The sequence below is a fragment of the Pseudomonas sp. FW300-N2A2 genome (genome assembly GCF_017351735.1).
Taxonomy (GTDB): domain Bacteria; phylum Pseudomonadota; class Gammaproteobacteria; order Pseudomonadales; family Pseudomonadaceae; genus Aquipseudomonas; species Aquipseudomonas migulae.
The window spans coordinates 124,122-140,932 of sequence record NZ_JACNDU010000014.1; the positions used below are offsets into that span (position 1 = coordinate 124,122).

General features: G+C 60.1%; 17 protein-coding genes. 4 read left to right on the top strand and 13 right to left on the bottom strand.

Features of this window, described 5'->3' with window-relative positions; translation table 11 throughout:
- Window positions 1–31 precede the first annotated feature (31 nt).
- Window positions 32–652, top strand: coding sequence for a hypothetical protein (locus tag J4E42_RS18395; RefSeq protein ID WP_008035487.1), 621 nt, complete (start codon window positions 32–34; stop codon window positions 650–652).
- Window positions 653–728: 76 nt separating this feature from the next.
- Here J4E42_RS18395 and J4E42_RS18400 read toward each other — a convergent pair whose 3' ends face one another.
- From J4E42_RS18400 to ppc, 6 genes are all read right to left on the bottom strand, one after another.
- The gene (locus J4E42_RS18400) at window positions 729–1,550 is read right to left on the bottom strand and encodes an oxaloacetate decarboxylase (RefSeq protein ID WP_008039353.1); all 822 of its coding nucleotides are present in this window, start codon (window positions 1,548–1,550) and stop codon (window positions 729–731) included.
- Window positions 1,551–1,583: 33 nt separating this feature from the next.
- Entirely contained in the window at window positions 1,584–2,444 is an 861-nt protein-coding gene (locus tag J4E42_RS18405; protein WP_008039350.1) for a DUF72 domain-containing protein, read from the bottom strand.
- On the bottom strand, window positions 2,444–2,749 hold the full coding sequence (locus J4E42_RS18410; RefSeq protein WP_008039348.1) for a hypothetical protein: 306 nt from the start codon (window positions 2,747–2,749) through the stop codon (window positions 2,444–2,446). Before J4E42_RS18410 ends, J4E42_RS18405 begins: the two co-directional genes overlap by 1 nt.
- Window positions 2,750–2,980: 231 nt before the next feature.
- On the bottom strand, window positions 2,981–3,655 hold the full coding sequence (gene tsaB / locus J4E42_RS18415; protein WP_192228483.1) for a tRNA (adenosine(37)-N6)-threonylcarbamoyltransferase complex dimerization subunit type 1 TsaB: 675 nt from the start codon (window positions 3,653–3,655) through the stop codon (window positions 2,981–2,983).
- A gap of 93 nt (window positions 3,656–3,748) precedes the next feature.
- Window positions 3,749–4,396: an adenylate kinase gene (gene adk, locus J4E42_RS18420; RefSeq protein WP_084321936.1), complete on the bottom strand. Its 648-nt coding sequence runs from the start codon at window positions 4,394–4,396 to the stop codon at window positions 3,749–3,751.
- A 286-nt stretch (window positions 4,397–4,682) separates the two neighbouring features.
- Window positions 4,683–7,313 (bottom strand): phosphoenolpyruvate carboxylase, encoded by a 2,631-nt coding sequence (gene ppc, locus J4E42_RS18425; RefSeq protein WP_207285820.1) that lies wholly within the window; start codon window positions 7,311–7,313, stop codon window positions 4,683–4,685.
- A 201-nt stretch (window positions 7,314–7,514) separates the two neighbouring features.
- Here ppc and J4E42_RS18430 point away from each other — a divergent pair, with 201 nt between their 5' ends.
- The 3 genes from J4E42_RS18430 (at window position 7,515) to J4E42_RS18440 (ending at window position 9,474) form a co-directional block, all read left to right on the top strand.
- On the top strand, window positions 7,515–7,859 hold the full coding sequence (locus J4E42_RS18430; protein ID WP_008024664.1) for a hypothetical protein: 345 nt from the start codon (window positions 7,515–7,517) through the stop codon (window positions 7,857–7,859).
- Window positions 7,860–8,223: 364 nt separating this feature from the next.
- Entirely contained in the window at window positions 8,224–8,637 is a 414-nt protein-coding gene (locus J4E42_RS18435) for a DUF4398 domain-containing protein (protein ID WP_008039339.1), read from the top strand.
- 48 nt (window positions 8,638–8,685) lie between these two features.
- Window positions 8,686–9,474: an OmpA family protein gene (locus J4E42_RS18440; RefSeq protein ID WP_008024662.1), complete on the top strand. Its 789-nt coding sequence runs from the start codon at window positions 8,686–8,688 to the stop codon at window positions 9,472–9,474.
- A gap of 189 nt (window positions 9,475–9,663) precedes the next feature.
- Here J4E42_RS18440 and J4E42_RS18445 read toward each other — a convergent pair whose 3' ends face one another.
- The 7 genes from J4E42_RS18445 to prfB all read right to left on the bottom strand — a co-directional run bounded on the left by J4E42_RS18445 (window position 9,664) and on the right by prfB (window position 16,610).
- Window positions 9,664–9,993 carry a hypothetical protein gene (locus J4E42_RS18445; protein ID WP_008039335.1) on the bottom strand — a complete coding sequence of 110 codons (330 nt, stop codon included), beginning with the start codon at window positions 9,991–9,993 and terminating at the stop codon, window positions 9,664–9,666.
- Entirely contained in the window at window positions 9,990–10,904 is a 915-nt protein-coding gene (locus J4E42_RS18450) for an alpha/beta hydrolase (RefSeq protein ID WP_008034180.1), read from the bottom strand. The genes J4E42_RS18445 and J4E42_RS18450 overlap by 4 nt, the downstream gene beginning before the upstream one ends.
- Before the next feature lie 150 nt (window positions 10,905–11,054).
- Window positions 11,055–12,305 (bottom strand): flavohemoglobin expression-modulating QEGLA motif protein, encoded by a 1,251-nt coding sequence (locus tag J4E42_RS18455; RefSeq protein ID WP_177318173.1) that lies wholly within the window; start codon window positions 12,303–12,305, stop codon window positions 11,055–11,057.
- 63 nt (window positions 12,306–12,368) lie between these two features.
- Window positions 12,369–12,923, bottom strand: coding sequence for a hypothetical protein (locus J4E42_RS18460; protein WP_008034193.1), 555 nt, complete (start codon window positions 12,921–12,923; stop codon window positions 12,369–12,371).
- Between the two features lie 158 nt (window positions 12,924–13,081).
- Window positions 13,082–13,798 carry a TetR/AcrR family transcriptional regulator gene (locus tag J4E42_RS18465; RefSeq protein ID WP_008034197.1) on the bottom strand — a complete coding sequence of 239 codons (717 nt, stop codon included), beginning with the start codon at window positions 13,796–13,798 and terminating at the stop codon, window positions 13,082–13,084.
- 102 nt (window positions 13,799–13,900) lie between these two features.
- Complete coding sequence (gene lysS / locus J4E42_RS18470; protein WP_008034198.1) at window positions 13,901–15,403, bottom strand: lysine--tRNA ligase; 1,503 nt, start codon at window positions 15,401–15,403, stop codon at window positions 13,901–13,903.
- Between the two features lie 111 nt (window positions 15,404–15,514).
- A protein-coding gene (gene prfB / locus J4E42_RS18475; protein ID WP_157214382.1) for a peptide chain release factor 2 occupies window positions 15,515–16,610 on the bottom strand; the annotation gives its coding sequence in 2 pieces (ribosomal slippage) (window positions 15,515–16,537 and window positions 16,539–16,610; 1,095 coding nt in all).
- Window positions 16,611–16,811: the final 201 nt, after the last annotated feature.

Consider the following 16,811-nt stretch of genomic DNA (forward strand, 5'->3'; position numbering starts at 1 on the left):
TTTTGCCAGAGCTGAGCGTCGACCGAGAGAAATGTCAGACATTCAACGCACATCGATAGGTTACATCTCGCCCCACGGCGATTTTGGCCTGCGAAACTCCCAAGCACTGAGCGGCGTCAGTCACCTGTGGCAGGATTTCTTTGCCCAGGCCCTGGCCGATCAGTCGGGCGATGTCGTGCCGGCGTCTCTCAACTTTCCACCGGTCGATCTCGAAAGTCCGGAAGAACCCACAGTTGGCAGCGAACTGCTGGCGCACATCGTTTCCCAGCGTGAATGCGATGTGAAGGAAACCCAGGTCAAGCCACCCGAGCCGCTGTTCCTGCCGATCGCCGAGTTCGAAATGGACCTGGCCGACAAACCATTCCCACCGTTCCCACCGGAAGAAATCGCTGCCCAGCAAAAGCAGCAGAACTTCGAAAGCGGCTGGGTTCGCCCGATCGTACTGACGGCCGGGCAACCCGTGCCAGAAGCCGGCCCGGCGCCGCAACCACGTCCACTGCACCTGCCGATCGCCGAATTCGAAATGGACCTGCTGGACAAGCCATTCCCGCCGTTCCCGCCGGAAGAGCTGGCGGAACAACAGAAAAACTTCGATTTCGATATCGGCTGGGCTCGCCCGATCGTGCTGCAGAACCTGCGCATCGCCGCCTGACCCTCAGCGACACCCTCTCCTCACGCAGCCGCATCAGTTTGTAGCGGGTGAGCGATCACCCGCAAAAACCGCGTTGTCAGCCTTTGAACAATTGATTGGCCTGTGCGTACGGCATCGACCGCGAGGTAAAGCCGAACGTGCCCGAGGTCTTGATCTCTTCGGCCGCGCGGTAGAATTCGCCAAGCGCTGCCAGCGCGAGCGCCGAACCGACGCTGATGCGCTTGACGCCCATTTCGCTCAACTGCTCGACCGTCAGTTTCAACCCGCCGGACATCAACACATTGACCGGTTTCGGCGCCACGGCGCGCACCACCGCCAACACGTCTTCAGCACTGCGCAAACCTGGCGCATAGAGCACGTCGGCGCCCGCTTCGGCAAAGGCCTGCAAGCGGCGAATGGTGTCGTCCAGATCGGGATTGCCATGCAGAAAATTCTCGGCCCGGGCCGTCAGCGTGAACGGGAACGGCAAACTGCGGGCGGCGGCGACGGCCGCTTCGATTCGCGCCACTGCATGCTCGAAGCAGTAAATCGGCGCGTCTGCACGTCCCGTGGCGTCTTCGATCGAACCACCGACAGCGCCTGCTGCAGCGGCTCGCAGAATGCTTTGGGCGCATTCGGCGGGATCGTCGGCAAAACCGTTTTCCAGATCGACCGCAACCGGCAGGTCCGTCGCCGCGACAATCGCCTGAACGTTCGCCAGGGTATCGTCCAGCGTCAGCCCGCCATCGGGTCGCCCCTGAGAAAAGGCAAAACCGGCACTGGTGGTCGCCAGCGCCTCGAAGCCCAGGTTGGCGAGCATTTTCGCCGAGCCGGCGTCCCACGGGTTGGGAATGACAAAAGCCCCGGCGCGTTCATGCAGTGCTTTGAAGGCTTGGGCTCGAAGGGTTTGCGCATCCATTGGCAGGCTCCTGAAAAAGGCAGGGAATCCGCCTCAGAGCAGGCCAAGTTGCTCGGCGGCGGGCTCTCTGTATAGCTCAGGCAGCGGCGGCAAGCCAGGCAAACGCAGCATCAGCTTTGCGTGAAAACGTTGCGCCAGTTTCGCCGCCAGCAGGTTGTCGGCGGTGTGCAGGAAGATATACGGCGTGCGCCCCTCTTCGATCCACAGGGCGATTTTCTCGACCCAGGGCACCAGGAACGGGTCGTTGGCTTCCAGTTGCGGATGGCCAATGAAGCGCACTTGCGGGAATTGCGTGAAGGCCGCCGGACGTGGCGGAACCCTGGGTTTCTTCGATTGGGCGTGGAGCACCGACGGATCGGTGGACGTGCAACTGAACAACGCCCGCGGATCGAGGCAGATACGTTCGACACCGCGATCCAGCAGCAGGCGATTGAGCGAGCGCTCGGCCTCACCCTTGGCGAAGAAATCGTCATGCCGCACTTCGATGGCCAGCGGCCGGTCCACCGCATCGATAAAACCCGCCAGCTCGTGCAATCGTTGCGGCGTGAAGCTTTTCGACAACTGCAACCACAGCGGCGACACCCGCTCGCCCAAAGGGCTGAGCAATTGCAGGAAGGTTTCAGTGGCGGTCAATTGTTCGCGCAGGTCACCGCCGTGGCTGATGTCGCCGGGGAATTTGGCGGTGAAGCGAAAGTGTTCGGGCATGGTCTCGGCCCAACGCTGCACGGTGCTGGCAGCCGGGCTCGCGTAGAAGGTCGTATTGCCTTCCACGGCGTTGAATACTTGAGAATACAGATTGAGAAATTCGGAGGTTTTCGCGTCTTGCGGATAAAGGTAATCGCGCCAGGCGTTTTCACTCCAGGACGGGCAGCCAAGGTAGTAAGGCAGCCGCATCAGATATACAGGTCGAGACCCATCACATCCGAATCCCAATCGACAAAATTGGCGGTGCTGAGGTAGCTGGCCAGGGCCATCGCGACGCTTTTGCTCATGGCGCGGTGGTAAATCATGTCTTGTTGGCGCGCCGGCAGATTGCTCAGGCGCTGCGCGGAGGCTTTGGCGGCGCGGGCGGCCATTTGCTCTTCCGAAGGGAATTCCAGCTCGCCCTCGATATCGACGGATTCGTCTTCAACCACATGCCCTTTGCGAGGCTTGCGCTTGATGGGGTAGGACTGAGAGGAAAGGCCGTCTATGCGCATAATGTCATGCTCGGTATCAGTGATGGCAGTTTAGTGGCGCATAGCCCACTTCGCAAACCGCTTGGTGATAACTAGAACACAGAATTGCGAAAAGGTTTAAAGGCGGGGGGATAAAACGACGATTGGTGTTGGTCGGGAGACCGCCATCGCTGGCAAGCCAGCTCCTACAAGGTTAGCGATAATCCTGTAGGAGCTGGCTTGCCAGCGATAGGGCCGACTCGGTGCCGGAAATCAACGCGCTTTGGGCGTCGCAACCTTGTCCCGCAGATAAACCGGCTGCGCCTCGTCCGCCACAATCGCTTCACCCCGTTCCCAGGCAAATCGCGCCAGGGTCAGCAGGTCTTCGGCGTGAGGCAGCATGCCCGCGTCCTGACCGCTCAGGCTGACGGCGATGCGTTCGGCATAACCCCAACCGGTGCCGGCGCCAAACCAGTCACCGCTGGCATCCGCCGGCAACGCCGCCACTTCCGGCGGCAATACAGCTTCGTTGCCGACCAGGCGCATCTCACCCGCCGTTTCGCGGTAGCAGCCCCAGTACACTTCATCCATGCGCGCATCGATGGCGGCCGCGACCTGGCTCACACCGTGTTCGCGATACGCCCGCTGCGCCAGCACCGCCAGGTTCGACACCGGCAGGACCGGACGATCCAGGGCAAACGCCAGGCCCTGTACCACGCCGATGGCGATACGCACGCCAGTGAATGCGCCCGGCCCACGGCCAAAAGCGATGGCATCGACCGCTTGCAAGGTGGTCCCGGCATCGGCGAGCAATTGCTGGATCATCGGCAACAGCTTCTGCGCATGCAGGCGCGGGATCACCTCGTAATGGCTCGTCACTTTGCCGTCATGCAGCAAGGCAACGGAGCAAGCTTCAGTCGCGGTGTCCAGGGCCAGCAAGGTGCTCATCGATGTTTCCGTAAGAGAGGTCAGAAAAAGTTCGCCAGTATAAACAACTACGGCCCGCAAGCGGGCCGTAGAAGATGACGCGGTTCAGACTTTTCAGCTCAGCGCTTCAAGCACCTTGCCAGTGATCGCTTCAACCGAACCGACGCCAGCAATGTGGCTGTACTTCGGTTTGCCTTGAGCCGCCGACAGCTTCTGGTAGAAATCCACCAGTGGCTTGGTCTGCGAGTGGTAGACCGACAGGCGATGACGCACGGTTTCTTCAGTGTCGTCCTTGCGCTGCACCAGATCTTCACCGGTGATGTCGTCTTTACCAGCAATTTTTGGCGGGTTGTAGACGGTGTGGTACACGCGGCCGCTGGCCTCGTGAACGCGACGACCAGCGATACGCTGAACGATTTCTTCGTCATCGACCGCGATTTCGACCACGTGGTCCAGCTCGACGCCGGCCTTCACCAGGGCTTCAGCCTGAGGAATGGTGCGCGGGAAACCGTCGAACAGGAAACCGTTGGCGCAATCCGCCTGGCTGATGCGTTCCTTGACCAGATTGATGATCAGGTCATCGGAAACCAGGCCACCGCTGTCCATGACGCTCTTGGCGATCAGGCCCAGCTCGGTGCCGGCCTTGACCGCAGCACGCAGCATGTCGCCGGTGGAGATTTGCGGGATGCCGAACTTTTCGGTGATGAACTTAGCCTGAGTACCTTTACCGGCCCCGGGAGCTCCCAGCAGAATGACGCGCATCGATGTGCTCCTCAATTTTTATATAGATAACAAAGGATTCGCCTCGTGGGGCCAATCTCAAAACAGGGTCGTGACCGCCCAAACGGCCAAAGGCTGATCAAGATACACAGCAGATCCTACGCACACAAGCCGTCGAAAGTCGGAGAAACCCGCGCCTTGCGTGACCTTGCGACGGGGTACCCCAAGTCGCAACCCCATCATTAAGTGTCGCCTTGCAGCACTTTCCAACCCCGCGCAAACCGGCACTCGACGCCCGCGTCGAGTGCCCGAACCCACGACGAAAACCTTAGCCGGTATTTCGCAAACCGGCGGCAATCCCCGCCACAGACACCAGCAACGCCTGTTCTACCGGGCTGCCCTGCGCCACTTCCTGCAGGCGCGAACGTGCCAGCAACTCGGCCTGCAATAGATGAAGCGGGTCGAGGTAGGTGTTGCGCAAGCGGATGAATTCGAGGGTAGCTGGGCTATGTGCCAGTAGCTGCGACTGACCGGTCAACCCCAGAACAATCGAACACGCCTGCGACAATAGGTCGCGTAAGTGCGCACCCAAAGGCAGCAGATCCGGCTCAACCAGCCGCTCATCGTAGGAGCGGGCGATATCCGCGTCGGCCTTGGCCAGGACCATCTCCAGCATGTCGATGCGCGTGCGGAAGAACGGCCACTGCTCGCGCATTTGCCCCAGCAGCTCGCCTTCGCCGCGCGCCAGCGCCTTGCTTAACGCGGCTTCCCAGCCGAGCCAGGCCGGCAACATCAAGCGGGTCTGGGTCCAACCGAAGATCCACGGGATCGCCCGCAGGCTTTCGATCCCGCCGGCGCGGCGCTTGGCCGGGCGACTGCCCAGTGGCAGGCGCCCCAACTCCTGCTCCGGGGTGGACTGGCGGAAATACTCGACGAATTGCGGATTTTCCCGCACCACGGCGCGGTAAGCACTGACACCGTCTGCCGCCAATTCGTCCATCAAATGGCGCCAGGCGGGTTGCGGTGGTGGCGGTGGCAACAACGTCGCCTCCAGCACCGCCGCCAGGTACAGGTTGAGATTTTGCTCGGCGATGTCCGGCAGGCCGAATTTGAAACGAATCATTTCCCCCTGCTCGGTGGTGCGGAAACGCCCCGCCACCGACCCCGGCGGCTGCGACAGAATCGCCGCGTGCGCCGGACCGCCACCACGCCCCACGGTGCCACCGCGACCGTGGAACAACAGCAGTTCCACTTGCTGCTCGCGGCAGATGTCGACCAGACGCTCCTGCGCCCGATATTGCGCCCAGGCTGCCGCCGTGGTGCCGGCGTCCTTGGCTGAGTCGGAATAGCCGATCATCACTTCCTGCGGGCCTTGCAGGCGCGCACGATAACCCGGCAGCAGCAACAGTTTTTCAATCACCGGGCCGGCGTTATCAAGGTCGGCAAGGGTTTCGAACAGCGGCACCACACGCATCGGCCGCAATACACCAGATTCTTTGAGCAACAGTTGCACAGCCAGCACGTCGGAAGCGGCGCCGGCCATGGAGATCACATACGAACCAAGCGAAGCGCCCGGTGCGGCGGCGATTTCCCGGCACGTGGCGAGCACTTCAGCGGTGTCGGCGGAGGGTTTGAAGTAAGTCGGCAACAACGGCCGACGGTTGTTCAACTCGCGCATCAGGAAGGCGATGCGCTCCTCTTCGCTCCAGTCTTCGTAGCGACCGAGGCCAAGGTAATCGGTGATTTCCGTCATCGCCGCCGTGTGACGGGACGAGTCCTGGCGCACATCGAGGCGCACCAGGAACAAGCCGAAGGTCACCGCACGACGCAGGCAATCGAGCAGCGGCCCATCAGCGATCACGCCCATGCCGCACTCATGCAGCGACTGGTAGCAGAGCTCCAGCGGGTCGAGCAAATCGCGGTTGTTTTGCAGCACATCGGCGGGGGCCGGCGTGGCTGTCGTCAAGGAAGTGTGGGCCCAGCTTCGAGTGGCGCGCAGGCGTTCACGCAGTTGTTTAAGGACGGCACGATAGGGTTCGGCGCTGTCGCCGGCCTTGGCTTTCAGCGCGTCGCTGGCCTGTTGCATCGACAGCTCGGCGGCGAGGTGATCGACATCGCGCACGTACAGATCGGCGGCCATCCAGCGTGCCAGCAGCAACACCTCACGGGTCACGGCAGCCGTGACGTTGGGGTTGCCATCGCGGTCGCCGCCCATCCACGAAGCAAAGCGAATCGGCGCGGCTTCCAGCGGCAAATGCAGGCCGGTGGCGTCATGCAGAGCTTTATCGGCCTTGCGCAAATAGTTCGGGATCGCTTGCCACAGCGAATGTTCGATCACCGCGAAGCCCCATTTGGCTTCGTCCACCGGGGTCGGGCGGGTGCGACGGATTTCTTCGGTGTGCCAGGCTTCGGCGATCAGGCGCTGCAATTTCGATTGAATCTGCTCGCGCTCGGCGCTGGTCAGGTCGCGGTGATCCTGAGCGGCAAGTTGCGCGGCGATGGCGTCGTATTTCTGGATCAGCGTGCGGCGCGCGACTTCGGTCGGGTGCGCAGTCAACACCAGTTCGATATCCAGGCGCCCCAACTGTCGTGCCAGGGATTCGGCCGCATGACCTTCGGCCAGCAGGCGCGCTAGCAACTCCGGCAACACGCGCGCCTCGAACGGCGCGGGTTGGGATTCTTCGCGGCGATGGATCAGTTGATATTGCTCGGCGATGTTGGCCAGGTTGAGAAACTGGTTGAACGCCCGCGCCACCGGCAGCAATTCGTCTTCGCTCAGTTGATTGAGGCTGGCGCTCAGTTCGGCGTCCATCGAACCGCGACGGTCGGCCTTGGCGCCTTTGCGGATCTGCTCGATCTTGTCGAGAAAATCGTCCCCGTACTGTTCACGAATGGTGTTGCCCAACAGCTCACCCAACAGGTGAACATCCTCGCGCAAGCGTGCATCAATATCGGTCATCAGCCGTTCTCCAGCGAAAAATCCGGGGTGCCTTGTGGTTCAAGAGTGCCGCCGTAAAGCGCTTCTTACAAGCACACGACGAAGGGACTTTAAACCCCGGGCACGCAAGCTAGTCTGAAGAGTAAGCCGCACAACGGCTTTCGCCGGCCATGGCCGGACACTTACCCGCCCTGCCATGAGCAGGCGTGCCATGAGGTTTTTATGAAAATCCGCGAGCTTGCCCATCATTGGGAAGAAAACGCCAAGGGTCGCCTGACCGACACCGGCTACTCGATTCATCTGGATGTGGAGGCCGCCGCGCGCTTGGCGGCGATCATCGAGATGTACCCCAAGCGGCACCCTGAAGAACTGCTCGGCGAGTTGATCGGCGCGGCGCTCGAAGAGCTGGAAAAGAGCTTCCCGTACGTGAAAGGCTCGACCATCGTGGCCACCGATGAAGAAGGCGATCCGCTGTACGAAGACATCGGCCCGACCCCGCGTTTTCTCGCGTTGTCCCGGCGGCATTTGCATGATTTGTCGTCTGGTGAGGACAAGCAGAAACACTGAATTTGCAGCAGAACCTGTGGGAGCGAGCTTGCTCGCGATAGCGGTGTGTCAGGCGACATCAATGTTGAATGTTAAGCCGCCATCGCGAGCAGGCTCGCTCCCACATTTGACCTGCGTGACTTTCAACAATTGCGTGTTTCCGCCCTTGGAATACCCCCTCCTATCGCCAAAGTTCCCGATTTAGAGCCTTGTCCGTTCGGTCAAAGTTTTTTCGGGCGACAGGCCATATTCTCTGAACTTTTAAAAAATGCCTCGGGTCGTAACCAGTAACCACGCCTGGGACGGCCGTTTCAAAACGCTTCGGAAATTGATGGTTGCGGCTCCTTGCCCAGGATGGATGTTCAGTTTTTCAGGAGTTATTCCAATGGAGTTGAAGACCATGAAGATCAACACTGCCAAGCCCGCTTCCACCCCCCTGCGCAGCCTGAAACTGGCCGCCCTGGCCATCGGCAGCAGCCTGGTTCTGGCCGGTTGCGCCGGTAACCCGCCGACCGAGCAATACGCCGTGACCCAATCGGCCGTGAACAGCGCCGTCAGCGCGGGCGGCACCGAATTCTCGGCGGTTGAGATGAAGTCCGCCCAGGACAAACTCAAACAAGCCGAAATCGCGATGCACGACCAAAAGTACGACGAAGCCCGAGTGCTCGCCGAACAGGCCGAGTGGGACGCGCGCGTCGCCGAACGCAAAGCCCAGGCGATCAAAGCCGAACAGGCGGTTAAGGACTCTCGGATAGGGGTTCAGGAACTGCGTCAGGAAAGCCGGCGCACCGTGCAATAAGCGCCGCCACGACGTACTTCTTACTCGACTTAAAAGGACGATACCCACATGCGCAATCAATTGATGATCCCTGCCCTGCTGGCCGCAAGCGTAGCTCTGGCTGCCTGCTCGACGCCGCCTAATGCGAACCTTGAACAGGCCCGCACCAACTACAGCGGCCTGCAAGCCAACCCGCAGGCGAGCAAAGTCGCGGCACTGGAAACCAAGGACGCCAGCGATTATCTGGACAAGGCCGACAAGGCTTATCTGGACAAGCGAGACGCGAACGAGGTCGATCAACTGGCCTATCTGACCAATCAGCGTGTTGAAGTGGCGAAGCAAACCATCGCCCTGCGCACCGCTGAAGCCAATCTGAAGAATGCTGCCGCACAGCGCGCCCAGGCGCGTCTGGATGCTCGCGACGCGCAGATCAAACAGTTGCAGGACAGCCTGAACGCCAAGCAGACCGATCGCGGTACGCTGGTAACCTTTGGTGATGTGTTGTTCGCGACCGACCGTGCCGACCTGAAGTCCAGCGGCTTGGCGAACATCAACAAACTGGCGCAGTTCCTTCAGGAAAACCCGGACCGCAAGGTGATCGTCGAAGGCTACACCGACAGCACCGGCACGGCGTCGCACAACCAGTCGCTGTCCGAGCGTCGCGCCGGTTCCGTGCGCATGGCACTGGTGAAAATGGGCGTTGATCCTGCGCGCATCGTTGCCCAGGGTTATGGCAAGGAATACCCGGTTGCTGAAAACGGCGACGCTTCGGGTCGTGCCATGAACCGCCGTGTAGAAGTGACCATTTCCAACGACAACCAGCCGGTGATCCCACGTTCGGCGGTGAGCGCCAACTAAGCTTCATGCCGTAACGCAAAAGCCCCGCCTGATCGGATCAGGCGGGGCTTTTTGTTTTCGCGGTTTGGCAGAACACCGTGTCGCGCCCATCGCCAGCAAGCCGGCCCCTACAGGATCAACGCAAACCTGTAGGAGCCGGCTTGCTGGCGATGAAGGCAACGCGGTCTGTGTGATTTAACCGCGTTACAGTTACTGCTCCAGCTTCTGCGGGGTTTCCTGGCCCATGCAGCGCACGGCTTTTTTCTTGTTGTTGACCAATACGCCGGTCAGGCCTTTCTGTTCAGTGTCGAACATCACCAGCACGCCATCGATGCACTGGGCGACTTGTGGAGCCGGTTCCAGGGAGACTTTGTAATCTTCGCCCGGCACGGTCTTGAGCATGGTGAAGTCGCTGAGCAGCAGCGCATCTTCGGGTTTGGCGAAGTGCAGGTAACCGTAGTACCACAAGGCCCCGACGGTGCCGAGGATGCTGCAGATACCGGTGATGATCAGCGGGATGGCGTTACGTTCTTCACTCATTGCGGACTCTCTGGTGGTTCATCTTCTGAATTCGGGGGTGCCGGGTAGTTGGGAATTTCACCCAAGCGGCGCAGGCCATTGAAATGCTGCGGGTCATCAAGGTATCGCAGCATGACCTTGCGCCAGACCGGGTCGGCGAACGTCTGCACATGACCGCCACGGGTCAGTTGCAGCACTCGCGGCGGCGGCGCAGCTTGATACAGACGGATGCCGTTGGAAAGGGGCACGATCGGATCGTCGATGCTGTGATAGATCAGTTTCGGTACGCCGTTGAGCTGCGTCATCGAGTGGATCGCGCTGTCACCGTCCGGCACCAGCCACGACAACGGCACCTGGAACGCCCACGTCAGCCAGGAATTGCTCAGGGCAAATTGGCCGATGCTGCGATAACTGGCGGGCACGCCATCGAGGACGAAGGCCTTGAGTTGTTTCTGGCGTTCGGGATGCTGAACCAGGTAATGCACGGCCATTGAGCCGCCCAGACTTTGCCCGAGCAGGATCAACGGTTTGCCTTTGACCTCCGGCGCCTGGTCGAGCCATTTGAACGCGGCGTCGATGTCCTGATAGATCGCCGGCAAACTCGGTTCGCCTTCGGACAAACCGTAACCGCGATAATCGATCAGCAGCACTTGATAGCCTTCCTCCGGCAACCACCAGCTGCCGCCCAGATGCATCGGCAGATTGCCGCCGTTGCCGTGCAGGTGCAGCACCGTGCCTTTGACTTCGACGCCTTTTTTCGCCGGCAGCCACCAGCCATGCAGCTTGAGGCCATCGGCCGTGGTGAGGGTGACGTCGCGGTATTCGAGTTTGGCTTTTTCCGGGGTGAACAACTGTCCGGGCTCGGGGTAGAACAGCAAAGAGCTGCAACCGCCGAGGGTTAGAAGCAGGAAGAGGATGCCGAGGATTCTCATCCGTTGAAACCTCGCGAAAATGGAGTTGGAACACACCTTTCCCCTGTGGGAGCGAGCCTGCTCGCGATAGCGGTGTGTCAGGCAACATCAATGTTGAATGTCAGGCCGCTATCGCGAGCAGGCTCGCTCCCACAGGGGGGGATTCATTGCTCACAGGATGTTGGAGTAATCCGCTTCGATCCGGTCCAGGCTCAGGTGGTTCAGGAAGTTGGAGAAGCACATCCACGCCGACAGCGCGTTCATGTCGCGGAACTGTTCCGGCAGGTATTTCGGCGGTACCACCAGGCCTTCGTCCACCAACTGGCGCAAGGTGCGCATGTCTTCCAGCGTGGTCTTGCCGCAAAACAGCAGCGGCACTTGCTCAAGCTTGCCTTTACGCACGGCCAACTGAATGTAGTTGTAAACCATGATAAAGCCCTTGAGGTAGGACAAGTCTTTGGTAAATGGCAGACCATTCGGCACCGAACCACGGAAAACCCGACTGGCGTTGCCGTAGCTTTCCGCCATTTCAAAGCCCTGCTCGCGGAAGAACTCGAAGATCTGCAGGAAGTCCGCGCCCTCCTCCACCATGTGAATGGCGCGGGTACGGTTGGTCAGTTTGCGCAGGCGGCTCGGGTAAGAGGCGAAGGTGATGATTTCCATCAGGATCGCCAGGCCTTCCTGGGTCACCGTCGACGAGGGCGGCCCCTTGGACAGGAAGGTGCAGATCGGCTGGTTCAGACCGTTGAGCGTAGTGCCGACATGCACCAGCCCTTCGTGGACTTCCAGCGCCCGCACGTCGCGCTCGTTGAACATCGCGTCGGTGCGGATCTTGATGTAGTCGGCGCCGGCCGCCGCATCGGCGACGATGCCGTCGGACTCGAACACCCGAATGGTTTCCTCGGCCTCGCCAAACACTTTGCTCAGCCGGGTCTGCAACAGATGCACGGCGTCCTTGGCGGTGAGGATTTTCGGCTCATCCTTCAGGTCACCACGACCATCGATGTTATTCAGATAATCGGAGAGCATCAGGCCGAGGTCGGACAGGGTCGGGTCACCGGCGTGAAACGCGTCGGATGCGGCGCCATACAACTCTTGGGAAATCAGGCCGAAATCCTCGGTGCCGCGCGCTTCAAGCATGCGCACCACCATCCGGTATTCCTTGCACATGCGCCGCATGATCTGGCCGACCGGGTTGAACTGGCCAAGCTGACGGGTGATGTCACGCTCGATGTTCTGGAATTCCAGTTTCACTTTGCTGGAGTCGAAGGACAGCGGCCGGTTCAGGTAGTAATCACGGTCCACCGCCGGCATTTCCTTGCCCTTGGCCTTGAGGAAACCCTTGCGGATGCTGTCGTCCCACTTCACTGCATCCAGGACGCGAATCGGCGTCTGCGCCAGCACAATGCGATCGGACAACATGCGTATCGTCTGCTGGTAATCGTCCACCCGAAACTCCTGTAGAAAAACCGTTATGTGCTGGGTTTATTTGGCTTTGGCCAGGCGCTGATAGCGCACGGCTTCGACGAAGACATCGGAATTGGCCGGATCGTCGAGGTAAGCGAAGACCTGGTCCATGCGTGTGTTGATCAACACGCCGTCGCCGTCGTCGGTCTGGAAACCTTCGCCGCTGAGGACTTTTTGCCCCAGGGCCTGGTTGATCTGCTCGAGGTCGAGGTTGTAGACCACCAGTTCATGCTTGTCGGTGAGTTCGAAACCGGCAATGGTGAAATGCCCGCCAAACTGCGCTGGGACTTTCGCCGACAGGTACCAGCGGTTGCCATGGCGCGAGACGGTGAAGGGATAGGCTTCGCGTTCCTTGGGTTTGGCCTTGAAGTAGCTGACCGCCTGATAGCGATTGTCGCCGATGCGCGTCAGCTCCAGGTTCAGCGGCTCGCCCCAGGCGTTGGTGCTGGTCCATTTGCCGAGTAATCCTTTGGGCGCGGGGTCGCTCGTGGGCAATGGCTCCCTGAAGGTCACCAGACAGCCACTGAGCAGCAGGATCGACAAGGCGATCACAACGACGCGCCAGGCTTTCATTCAATACTCCCTATGAACACAGTCCCCGAATGCTCACTGTCCCTGTAGGAGCGAGGCTTGCCCGCGAAGGCGATGCGTCAGTCAACACATCATCTGTTGAATGTTAAATCGCCTTCGCGGGCAAGCCTCGCTCCTACAGGTCGCGGTTCATCGCAGGATCACACCGACGCCAATACCAAGTGCATGTAGCGGGTCAGGATACCGAGCATTTCAGCTTCGGCGTCAGGCTCGGCGTCGTTGAGCAGCCCCTGATATTCCATCCGTCCGATAATCGCCGTCAACACTTTGGCATCCTGGTGTGGCTCACGGGAACCCAAAACCTGGAAAAGCTGACACGTACCCTGCAGGAGAATCTGCTGATGCGAGCGCACCAGCTCCGCCAGGCGCGGGTTCAGCAGCGCTTCCTGACGGAACGCCTGTTCGGCCATCAGGTGTTCGCGACGGTTGATCAGTTGCCGGTGAACATAGTCCGCCATCAACCGTGCAATGTCGTCCGCCAGTTGCGAGCGCGACTCCGGGCTGCCGTCGCCGCTGACGACCATCTCGCGCAGCAACCCTTCATTGTTCACCCACAACTTGGCCATGAACGCCGCGCTGCGTTCCACATATTGGGCAAAGGTATCGGTGAGCAAGTCATCGATGTCCTTGAAATAGTAAGTGGTGGCCGACAATGGCACACCCGCTTCTGCAGCAACCGCACGGTGACGCACGGCCCGCACGCCATCGCGCACGACAATGCGCATGGCCGCATCGAGAATGTCCTGTCGACGCTGCTCGCTGCCCTGACGGCTGGCCTTGCGGCCCTGGTACTGAACACTTTCAGCGACCGCAGTGGCGATACCCGCTGCACCTTCTTGAGCCATTGCACGGTTCACGACAGGAATTCCTCTCTCATTTCAAAAGTAACCAATTGATACGTTTGTACCAGACAGGCAATAAAAAGCCGCCTGTTATAGGCGGCTTTTTAATTGAAACATTTACGCTTGCGGCCGCATGTGCGGGAACAGGATCACGTCGCGGATCGACGGGGAGTTGGTCAGCAGCATCACCAGACGGTCGATGCCGATGCCTTCACCGGCCGTTGGCGGCATGCCGTACTCCAGCGCGCGAACGAAGTCGGCGTCGTAGTGCATGGCTTCGTCGTCGCCGGCGTCCTTGTCGGCCACCTGCGCCATGAAGCGCTCGGCCTGGTCTTCCGCGTCGTTCAACTCGGAGTAGGCGTTGGCGATTTCACGGCCACCGATGAACAGCTCGAAACGGTCGGTGACGTTCGGGTTGTCGTCGTTGCGACGGGCCAGCGGCGACACTTCGAACGGGTACTGGGTAATGAAGTGCGGCTGCTCCAGCTTGTGCTCGACCAGCTCTTCGAAAATCATCACCTGCAATTTGCCCAGGCCTTCGAAGCCCAGCACCTTGGCGCCGGCTTTCTTGGCGATGGCGCGGGCCTTGTCGATGTCATTCAGATCATCGGCAGTCAGCTCAGGGTTGTACTTGAGGATCGAATCGAACACCGACAGACGCACGAACGGTTCGCCGAAGTGGAACACCTTGTCGCCGTAAGGCACGTCGGTGCTGCCCAGAACCAGCTGCGCCAGCTCGCGGAACAGTTCTTCGGTCAGGTCCATGTTGTCTTCGTAGTCGGCGTAAGCCTGGTAGAACTCCAACATGGTGAATTCAGGGTTGTGACGAGTCGAAACGCCTTCGTTACGGAAGTTGCGGTTGATCTCGAACACTTTCTCGAAGCCGCCAACCACCAGACGCTTGAGGTACAGCTCAGGCGCGATACGCAGGAACATTTCCATGTCCAGCGCGTTGTGGTGCGTTTCGAACGGCTTGGCCGCCGCACCGCCCGGAATGGTTTGCAGCATCGGCGTTTCCACTTCCAGGAAGTCACGCTGCATCAGGAAGCTGCGGATGTGGGCGATGACTTGCGAACGCACGCGGAAGGTCTGGCGCACGTCTTCGTTGACGATCAGGTCAACGTAACGCTGACGATAGCGCTGTTCGGTGTCGGTCAGGCCGTGGTGCTTGTCCGGCAGCGGGCGCAGGGATTTGGTCAGCAGGCGCACGCTGGTCATTTCAACGTACAGGTCGCCCTTGCCGGAACGGGCCAGGGTGCCTTCGGCGGCAATGATGTCGCCCATGTCCCAGGTTTTCACCGCGGCCAGGGTTTCTTCGGACAGGGTCTTGCGGTTGACGTAGACCTGGATGCGACCGGTCATGTCCTGGATCACCATGAACGAGCCACGGTTGAGCATGATGCGACCGGCAACCTTGACCGGGATTGCAGCCTCTGCGAGCTCTTCCTTGGTCTTGTCCACGTACTGTTTCTGCAAGTCTTCGCAGTAGTTTTCGCGGCGGAAGTCGTTCGGGAAGGCATTGCCCTTGGCGCGCTCGGCAGCAAGCTTTTCCTTGCGCAGGGCGATCAGGGAGTTTTCTTCCTGTTGCAGGGCTTGCGGGTCGAGTTCTAGGTCGCTCATGTCTTTAGATATTCCATCTGGTTCGTTGCCCCCGGCCTGCGGCCGGGGATCGCCAGCGAGCTGGCTCCTACAGGGGATCGGGGGGTGTCAGCCGATCCCGTATTGCATTGCTTACAAGCCCGACTTCAGGCTCGCTTCGAGGTATTCATCGATATCACCGTCGAGTACCTTGTCGCAGTCACTGCGCTCGATGTTAGTGCGCAGATCCTTGATGCGCGAGGCATCGAGTACATAAGAACGGATCTGATGACCCCAGCCGATATCGGACTTGGTGTCTTCCAGCGCCTGGGACGCCGCGTTGCGCTTCTGCATTTCCTGCTCGTACAACTTGGCCCGCAGCATTTTCATGGCGGTGTCCTTGTTGGCGTGCTGGGAACGTTCGTTCTGGCAGCTGACCACGGTGTTGGTCGGTACGTGGGTGATACGTACGGCCGAGTCGGTGGTGTTTACGTGCTGACCACCGGCACCGGAGGAGCGATAGGTGTCGATCCGCAAGTCTGCCGGGTTGATTTCGATTTCCACCTTGTCGTCGATCTCTGGCGAGACGAAAACCGCCGAGAACGAAGTGTGACGACGGTTGCCGGAGTCGAACGGGCTCTTGCGCACCAGGCGGTGTACGCCGATCTCGGTACGCAGCCAGCCAAAGGCGTATTCGCCCTTGATGTGCACGGTCGCGCCCTTGATGCCGGCGACTTCACCGGCCGACAGTTCCATGATGGTGGCGTCGAAGCCGCGTTTGTCAGCCCAGCGCAGGTACATGCGCAGCAGGATGTTGGCCCAGTCCTGGGCCTCGGTGCCACCGGAGCCGGCCTGGATGTCCAGGTAGGCGTTGTTCGGGTCCATTTCATGGCTGAACATGCGGCGGAATTCAAGCTTGGCGAGGTTTTCCTCGAGACGGGCCAGCTCGGCGACGACATCGCCCACTGCGCCTTCGTCGTTTTCTTCGACGGCCATGTCCAGCAGGTCGCGGCAATCGGCCAGACCGGTGTTCAGCTCGTCCAGGGTATCGACGATCTGTGCCAGCGCAGAGCGCTCGCGGCCCAACTCCTGGGCATATTCAGGTTTGTTCCAGACGCTCGGATCTTCAAGCTCGCGATTGACTTCGGTCAGACGCTCGTGCTTTTGATCGTAGTCAAAGATACCCCCGAATAGTTTCGGAGCGCTCGGACAGGTCCTTGATGGTGTTAAGGATCGGGTTGATTTCCATGGCGGGCAGCACTCGTTGGCGAACTTTTGAAAGCCGGCGAGTATAACGGCAAACGGCCGGAAACGGCAGCCCGCTTGGCCGAAAAGGCCCGGTGTGTTTTCGGAGCGGCCGTACACCGATCAACTGTAGGAGCCGGCTTGCTGGCGATGGCTTACTAAGATCCAGACTCTGTTTTCGGTCGGAGTACATATCCGTTCTTTT

What these genes read in the sequence shown, in the direction of transcription:
- J4E42_RS18395 (WP_008035487.1), top strand. Translation starts at nt 32, where the DNA reads ATGTCAGACATTCAACGCACATCGATAGGTTACATCTCGCCCCACGGC.
- J4E42_RS18400 (WP_008039353.1), bottom strand. Translation starts at nt 1,550, where the DNA reads ATGGATGCGCAAACCCTTCGAGCCCAAGCCTTCAAAGCACTGCATGAA.
- J4E42_RS18405 (WP_008039350.1), bottom strand. Translation starts at nt 2,444, where the DNA reads ATGCGGCTGCCTTACTACCTTGGCTGCCCGTCCTGGAGTGAAAACGCC.
- J4E42_RS18410 (WP_008039348.1), bottom strand. Translation starts at nt 2,749, where the DNA reads ATGCGCATAGACGGCCTTTCCTCTCAGTCCTACCCCATCAAGCGCAAG.
- tsaB (WP_192228483.1), bottom strand. Translation starts at nt 3,655, where the DNA reads ATGAGCACCTTGCTGGCCCTGGACACCGCGACTGAAGCTTGCTCCGTT.
- adk (WP_084321936.1), bottom strand. Translation starts at nt 4,396, where the DNA reads ATGCGCGTCATTCTGCTGGGAGCTCCCGGGGCCGGTAAAGGTACTCAG.
- ppc (WP_207285820.1), bottom strand. Translation starts at nt 7,313, where the DNA reads ATGACCGATATTGATGCACGCTTGCGCGAGGATGTTCACCTGTTGGGT.
- J4E42_RS18430 (WP_008024664.1), top strand. Translation starts at nt 7,515, where the DNA reads ATGAAAATCCGCGAGCTTGCCCATCATTGGGAAGAAAACGCCAAGGGT.
- J4E42_RS18435 (WP_008039339.1), top strand. Translation starts at nt 8,224, where the DNA reads ATGGAGTTGAAGACCATGAAGATCAACACTGCCAAGCCCGCTTCCACC.
- J4E42_RS18440 (WP_008024662.1), top strand. Translation starts at nt 8,686, where the DNA reads ATGCGCAATCAATTGATGATCCCTGCCCTGCTGGCCGCAAGCGTAGCT.
- J4E42_RS18445 (WP_008039335.1), bottom strand. Translation starts at nt 9,993, where the DNA reads ATGAGTGAAGAACGTAACGCCATCCCGCTGATCATCACCGGTATCTGC.
- J4E42_RS18450 (WP_008034180.1), bottom strand. Translation starts at nt 10,904, where the DNA reads ATGAGAATCCTCGGCATCCTCTTCCTGCTTCTAACCCTCGGCGGTTGC.
- J4E42_RS18455 (WP_177318173.1), bottom strand. Translation starts at nt 12,305, where the DNA reads ATGTTGTCCGATCGCATTGTGCTGGCGCAGACGCCGATTCGCGTCCTG.
- J4E42_RS18460 (WP_008034193.1), bottom strand. Translation starts at nt 12,923, where the DNA reads ATGAAAGCCTGGCGCGTCGTTGTGATCGCCTTGTCGATCCTGCTGCTC.
- lysS (WP_008034198.1), bottom strand. Translation starts at nt 15,403, where the DNA reads ATGAGCGACCTAGAACTCGACCCGCAAGCCCTGCAACAGGAAGAAAAC.